Annotated in this window: 5 protein-coding genes; 4 read left to right on the top strand and 1 reads right to left on the bottom strand. The window is 70.0% G+C overall.

The window, feature by feature from the left end:
• The first annotated feature begins 161 nt into the window (after nt 1-161).
• The 3 genes from ACZ4SW_RS04020 to ACZ4SW_RS04030 all read left to right on the top strand — a co-directional run bounded on the left by ACZ4SW_RS04020 (nt 162) and on the right by ACZ4SW_RS04030 (nt 3,695).
• Entirely contained in the window at nt 162-1,139 is a 978-nt protein-coding gene (locus ACZ4SW_RS04020) for a cation diffusion facilitator family transporter (protein WP_468237553.1), read from the top strand.
• 319 nt (nt 1,140-1,458) lie between these two features.
• Nucleotides 1,459-2,916 (top strand): adenosylhomocysteinase, encoded by a 1,458-nt coding sequence (gene ahcY, locus ACZ4SW_RS04025; protein ID WP_468237555.1) that lies wholly within the window; start codon nt 1,459-1,461, stop codon nt 2,914-2,916.
• A gap of 134 nt (nt 2,917-3,050) precedes the next feature.
• The gene (locus tag ACZ4SW_RS04030; protein WP_468237558.1) at nt 3,051-3,695 is read left to right on the top strand and encodes a hypothetical protein; all 645 of its coding nucleotides are present in this window, start codon (nt 3,051-3,053) and stop codon (nt 3,693-3,695) included.
• 60 nt (nt 3,696-3,755) lie between these two features.
• Here the strand turns inward: ACZ4SW_RS04030 and ACZ4SW_RS04035 are convergent, their stop codons facing one another.
• Complete coding sequence (locus ACZ4SW_RS04035; protein ID WP_468237561.1) at nt 3,756-4,685, bottom strand: RDD family protein; 930 nt, start codon at nt 4,683-4,685, stop codon at nt 3,756-3,758.
• A gap of 90 nt (nt 4,686-4,775) precedes the next feature.
• On the opposite strand from ACZ4SW_RS04035, the gene ACZ4SW_RS04040 reads away from it, so the two are divergent.
• Nucleotides 4,776-5,783 (top strand): stage II sporulation protein M, encoded by a 1,008-nt coding sequence (locus ACZ4SW_RS04040; protein ID WP_468237563.1) that lies wholly within the window; start codon nt 4,776-4,778, stop codon nt 5,781-5,783.
• Nucleotides 5,784-6,348 lie beyond the last annotated feature (565 nt).

The following is a 6,348-nucleotide window of genomic DNA, read 5'->3' on the forward strand; positions in this document are numbered from 1 at the left end:
CCGGCCCCGGGCCGGGCGGCCGTCGCCGTCCCGGCCCGCCGCACCGCCGTCGGAGCCTGCTGCAACAATGGCCCACCGGCAAAGGACGGGCAAAGCCCCGGACGGCGTACGGCACGTGCGGACGCCCGGGCGCGACGGCTACGAAGGGACAACGCGAACACATGAGCGCGTCAGGCGGCACCAGGGCGATCGTGGCGGCACTCGGCGCCAACCTCGCGATCGCGGCATCGAAGTTCGTCGCGTTCGCCTTCAGCGGCTCGTCGTCGATGCTCGCCGAGGGCGTCCACTCGCTCGCCGACTCCGGCAACCAGTTCCTGCTGCTGATCGGCGGAAAGCGCGCCCAGCGCGAGGCGACCCCGCAGCACCCGTTCGGCTACGGCCGCGAGCGGTTCATCTACGCCTTCCTCGTCTCCATCGTCCTCTTCTCCATCGGCGGCATGTTCGCCATCTACGAGGGCTACGAGAAGATCCGGCACCCGCACGCCCTGGAGCACTGGTACTGGCCGGTCGGCGTCCTCGTCTTCGCGATCATCGCCGAGGGCTTCTCCTTCCGCACGGCGATAAAGGAGTCCAACGAACTGCGCGGGACGCTGTCCTGGGCGCAGTTCATCCGCCGCGCCAAGGCGCCCGAGCTGCCGGTGGTCCTCCTGGAGGACTTCGGCGCGCTCATCGGTCTCGCCCTCGCCCTCGGCGGCGTCGGCCTCGCCCTGCTGACCGGCGACGGCGTCTGGGACGGCATCGGCACCGTCTGCATCGGTGTGCTCCTCGTCCTCATCGCCCTGGTCCTCGCCGCCGAGACCAAGTCCCTCCTCCTCGGCGAGGCCGCGGGCGCCGAGGTGGTCAAGCAGATCGAAGCGGCGATCGTCGACGGCGAGACGGTCACCGGCCTCATCCACATGCGCACGCTCCACCTGGGCCCCGAGGAGCTGCTGATCGCTGCCAAGATCGCCGTGCAGCACGACGACACGGCCGCGCAGGTCGCCTCCGCGATCAACGCCGCCGAGGCCCGCATCCGCGCCGCCGTCCCCATCGCCCGCGTCATCTACCTCGAGCCGGACATCTACAGCGAGGCCGAGGCCGCCAAGGGCCCGGACCCCGAGGCGACGCCCGGCGGCCCGGTGCCCGGCGCCGGGCACTGAGCACACCGCTGACCCGCGGCAGACCCGTCGAGACGTCTGTCGCCCGGCCCCGCCTCCCGCACGCCTGCCGCAAGCAACCGGACGTCTTCGGAGGCGGACTGGGACGGCCGGGTCCTCCGGTGTAGCTTTGAACGGAGCCAGACGTCGCTGCTGATGGCGGTCGGGCGGTCCAGGACGGGCCGACCGAGGGAGAGAGGGCCTCCGACGGACTGCGCTGCGCGCACGTGGGCATGCCTGTGTCCTCTTCGGGCACCCCTGTGCCCGCCGCCGCGCAGACCAGCCGTACCCACCTCGACCCAACCCCGAGGAGCAGCTCGCAATGACGACTGTCGAGAACCGACAGGACTTCAAGGTCGCCGACCTCTCGCTGGCCGAGTTCGGCCGCAAGGAGATCACCCTCGCCGAGCACGAGATGCCCGGCCTGATGGCGATCCGCAAGGAGTACGCCGAGGCGCAGCCCCTGGCCGGCGCCCGCATCACCGGCTCCCTGCACATGACCGTCCAGACCGCCGTCCTCATCGAGACGCTGGCCGCCCTCGGCGCGCAGGTCCGCTGGGCGTCGTGCAACATCTTCTCCACCCAGGACCACGCGGCCGCCGCCATCGCCGTCGGCCCGAACGGCACCCCCGACAACCCCCAGGGCATCCCCGTCTTCGCCTGGAAGGGCGAGACCCTCGAGGAGTACTGGTGGTGCACGGAGCAGGCGCTGACCTGGCCGGACAGCCCCACCGGCGGCCCGAACATGATCCTCGACGACGGTGGTGACGCCACCCTCCTCGTCCACAAGGGCGTCGAGTACGAGAAGGACGGCAAGGTCCCCTCGCCCGACACCGCGGAGTCCGACGAGCACCGCGTCATCCTGGAGCTGCTGACCCGCACCCTGGGCGAGAACCCCCAGAAGTGGACCCAGCTGGCGTCCGAGATCCGCGGCGTGACCGAGGAGACCACGACCGGTGTCCACCGCCTGTACGAGATGCAGCGCGAGGGCACGCTCCTGTTCCCGGCGATCAACGTCAACGACGCCGTCACCAAGTCGAAGTTCGACAACAAGTACGGCTGCCGCCACTCCCTGATCGACGGCATCAACCGCGCCACCGACACCCTGATCGGCGGCAAGACCGCGGTCGTCTGCGGCTACGGCGACGTGGGCAAGGGCTGCGCGGAGTCCCTGCGCGGACAGGGCGCCCGCGTGATCGTCACCGAGATCGACCCGATCTGCGCGCTGCAGGCCGCCATGGACGGCTACCAGGTCACGACCCTGGACGAGGTCATCGACAAGGCCGACATCTTCGTCACCACGACGGGCAACCGGGACATCATCATGGCCAGTGACATGGCCAAGATGAAGCACCAGGCGATCGTCGGCAACATCGGCCACTTCGACAACGAGATCGACATGGCCGGCCTCGCCAAGGTCCCCGGCATCGTCAAGGACGAGATCAAGCCGCAGGTCCACACCTGGACCTTCCCCGACGGCAAGAAGATCATCGTGCTCTCCGAGGGCCGCCTGCTGAACCTGGGCAACGCCACCGGACACCCGTCGTTCGTGATGTCCAACTCCTTCGCGGACCAGACCCTGGCCCAGATCGAGCTGTTCACCAAGCCCGACGCGTACCCGACCGGCGTGTACGTGCTGCCCAAGCACCTCGACGAGAAGGTCGCCCGCCTCCACCTGGACGCGCTCGGCGTGAAGCTCACCAAGCTCCGCCCCGAGCAGGCCGTCTACATCGGCGTCGACGTCGAGGGCCCGTACAAGCCGGACCACTACCGCTACTGACCGAGCGCCGGTTCGAAGGCAGGCCCCCGCACCCCCGTGCCGGGGGCCTGCCCCCTTCCCGGACCGGAAGCCCCGCAGACCGCCGGACCTTCCGGACCACTGGGCGGACCGGCCCGTCAAGCCCCAGGACCCCCATGCCCCGCGGCCGATATTCGCTTCACGACCCGCACGACCAGACCCTCCTCGCCGAAGAACACTTCCAGTGCGCGCCCGGCCCCACCGGCTGGCGCTACGTCTCCCGACTGACCACCCCCGCCGACAGGGGGCCTGGCGGTGTTCCCCAGGAAGGCACAGTCGCCGGCTCTGTGGACCTCGCCCTCGACGAACTCGGGCGCCCCATCCGCCTCGAACTCCATGCCGCGGGCTGGCAGGTGCGGGGCGCCGCCCTCGACGGCGTCACCTGGGTCCGCACCGACCCCACCGGCGCCCACGCCACCGAAGGCAATGTCCGCGCCCACGCCTTCACCGGCACATCCCCCGCTTTCCTCGTCGCCACCGCCCGTCTGCTGCGCCTCACCCCCTCTTCCTCCGCGACGCGCGTACGCCTCGTCGCCTTCACCGATCCGGTCCTCGCCCCCCGCACCGTGGACCAGTCCTGGGCCCTGATCGCAAGAGAAACACACACCACTGACAACGCCCCCCTGATCGTGGACGAATACCAGGTCACAGCCCTGGACACGGGTGAGCGGCACACCATCCACATCGCAGGCGACGTGGTGCTGGCGGCACCCGGCATCGAACTGGAGGACCTCGAGTCACCGCCGTCGGTGTTTCCGTGACCGCGGCACCCGCGGTGACCACGGCACCCGCGGTGACCGCGGCACCCGCGGTGACCGCGGTTATGCGGGCGGCGCGAAGCCGGTGGAGGGCCGGGCCGGTGGTTCGGGGTGCGGGGGCTGCGTCGGCGCCGACTGCACGTCCTGCGAACTGAAGGGCACCGGGGCCTGGGGTGGGGCATACGGCGGCCGAGCCGGGCCGCCGGCCTGCGGACCCGCCTGCTGCACCGACTCGGCGGCTCCCCAGCCGCCGGACGCCCGCCGGGCCTCCCGTGCCTGCCGCTCCTGCACCACCGCCGCCAGATAGGCGGCCGGCGGCACCCCGGGCGGTGTCGGCACGCCCGTACGGGCCGCGAGGTCGGCGGCGAGACGTTCCGCCATCGTCCAGCCCACCTGCGGGTCCAGCTGATGCATCCGGGTCAGGTACTGCCGGATCGCCAGCCACAGCCCGTCCGGAACCGCCGAAAGGTCCAGCGCGGAGAACCGCCCGGCCAGCCATGGCGGCGGTGGGGGCGCGAAGGTCGCATGGCCGGCGGGCACCCGCTCGCGCACGACGAGCGTGCCCGCGAACACGTCGCCGAGCCGCCGTCCCCGTGCCGACACGAGCGAGGCGATGCACGCCACGACCCCGAAGGTCATGAGGATCTCGACCACACCGACCGCGCCCCGCACCAACGCATGGCGGAACCGGATCGGCCCCCCGTCGTCGCGCACCACCCGCAGCCCGCACGCGAGCTTGCCCAGCGAACGCCCGTGGCTCAGCGTCTCCACCACGATCGGCCCGCCCACCAGCACGAGCACGAAGGCGGCGATCGACACCGCGATCTGCGCGGCGTCGTCCAGCCCCGCCGTGGACGCCACCAGAGCGATCATCACCAGGATGTAGGCGACGACGGTCACCACCAGGTCGAGCAACACGGCCAGTGCCCGGCTCGGCAGCTTCGCGGGGCGCAGCTCCAGCGCCACCGCCTCACCCGTCACTAGCTCACTCACACCGGCCGCCCTTCCCCTGACCCACCCCTGAGTACGACAGTCTGCCAAGCTGAGGGCACACCGCGCCGCAGCACGAGGAGCAGCCCGCCCATGGACCTCGACGTGTTCGTGTCCACCCACCGCGCCGAGTGGGACCGCCTCGAGGAACTGCTGCGCCGCCGGCGCCGCCTCACCGGAGCCGAGGCGGACGAACTCGTCGCCCTCTACCAGCGCACCGCCACGCATCTGTCGCTGATCCAGTCCAGCGCACCCGACCCTCGGCTCACCGGCCGGCTCAGTCAACTCGTGGCACGCGCGCGTAGTGCCGTGACGGGCACGCGCCGCGCCTCCTGGCGTGATGTGACACGGTTCCTCACCCACGGTTTCCCGGCCGCCGTCTACCGTTCCCGCCGCTGGTGGATACCCACGGCACTGCTCTCCACGGTGGTGGCGGTGCTCCTGGGATGGTGGATCGGGACCCACCCGGAGGTGCAGGCATCGATCGCGGCCCCCGGCGAACTACGGAACCTGACACGCCCCGGCGGCGAGTACGAGACGTACTACTCGAGCCATCCCGCTGCCGCCTTCGCCGCCCAGGTGTGGACGAACAACGCCCGAGCCGCCGCGATGTGCCTGGTCCTGGGCATCTTCCTGGGTCTCCCGGTGCTGTGGATCCTCTTCGAGAACATGTTGAACCTGGGGGTCGGCATCGGCCTGATGTCCTCGGCGGGCCGTCTGGACACCTTTCTGGGCCTGGTCCTCCCGCACGGCCTGCTGGAGCTGACGGCCGTCTTCGTGGCTGCCGGAACAGGTCTGCGACTGGGCTGGACCCTCATCGACCCGGGTCCCCGGACCCGTCGCACCGCCCTCGCCGAGGAGGGCAGGGCCGCCCTCGGCATGGCCATCGGACTCGCGCTGGTCCTGTTCGTCTCGGGAGCCATCGAAGGGTTCGTGACGCCCTCCGGCCTTCCCACCTGGGCCCGGATCGGGATCGGGATCGCCGCTGAGCTGGCATTCCTCGCCTACGTCTATGTCCTGGGCGGACGCGCGGCACGGGCCGGGGACACGGGCGACGTGGACGCGGACGAGCGCAGCGCAACCGTTCCGACGGCGGCATGACCGGAATGACCCCTCCGGATGTGCGTCTTCCGGCGTTGGCCTGCTAGTCTCCTCTTCGCCCCGCGGGACCTGTTGACACGGGTGGCGTGGGGAGGTAGATTCAGACAGTTGCCTGGAGGTGGACCCGTCCACCCACAACAGGAACAGTGAGCATCTGCCGGCTCTCGGAGCGCTCCGTTCCGAGAAGCCCCCCGATTGATTCAGAAGTGGTCGGCGGTCAGTCCGCCCCAAAACCTCTGATAAAGTCGGAACCGCCGGAAAGGGAAACGCGAGAGCGGGAACCTGGAAAGCACCGAGGAAATCGGATCGAGAAAAGATCTGATAGAGTCGGAAACACCGAAGGGAAGCGCCCGGAGGAAAGCCCGAAAGGGTGAGTACGAAGGAAGCGTCCGTTCCTTGAGAACTCAACAGCGTGCCAAAAGTCAACGCCAGATATGTTGATACCCCGTCCGTCGGATGATTCCGATGGTCGAGGTTCCTTTGAAGAAAACACAGCGAGGACGCTGTGAACAGTCGGATCATTCCTCCGATTGTTCCGCTCCCGTGTGTGTCACCGGGATAGCCC

It is taken from the genome of Streptomyces sp. NPDC028331 (assembly GCF_055565775.1).

What these genes read in the sequence shown, in the direction of transcription:
- ACZ4SW_RS04040 (WP_468237563.1), top strand. Translation starts at nt 4,776, where the DNA reads ATGGACCTCGACGTGTTCGTGTCCACCCACCGCGCCGAGTGGGACCGC.
- ACZ4SW_RS04020 (WP_468237553.1), top strand. Translation starts at nt 162, where the DNA reads ATGAGCGCGTCAGGCGGCACCAGGGCGATCGTGGCGGCACTCGGCGCC.
- ahcY (WP_468237555.1), top strand. Translation starts at nt 1,459, where the DNA reads ATGACGACTGTCGAGAACCGACAGGACTTCAAGGTCGCCGACCTCTCG.
- ACZ4SW_RS04030 (WP_468237558.1), top strand. Translation starts at nt 3,051, where the DNA reads ATGCCCCGCGGCCGATATTCGCTTCACGACCCGCACGACCAGACCCTC.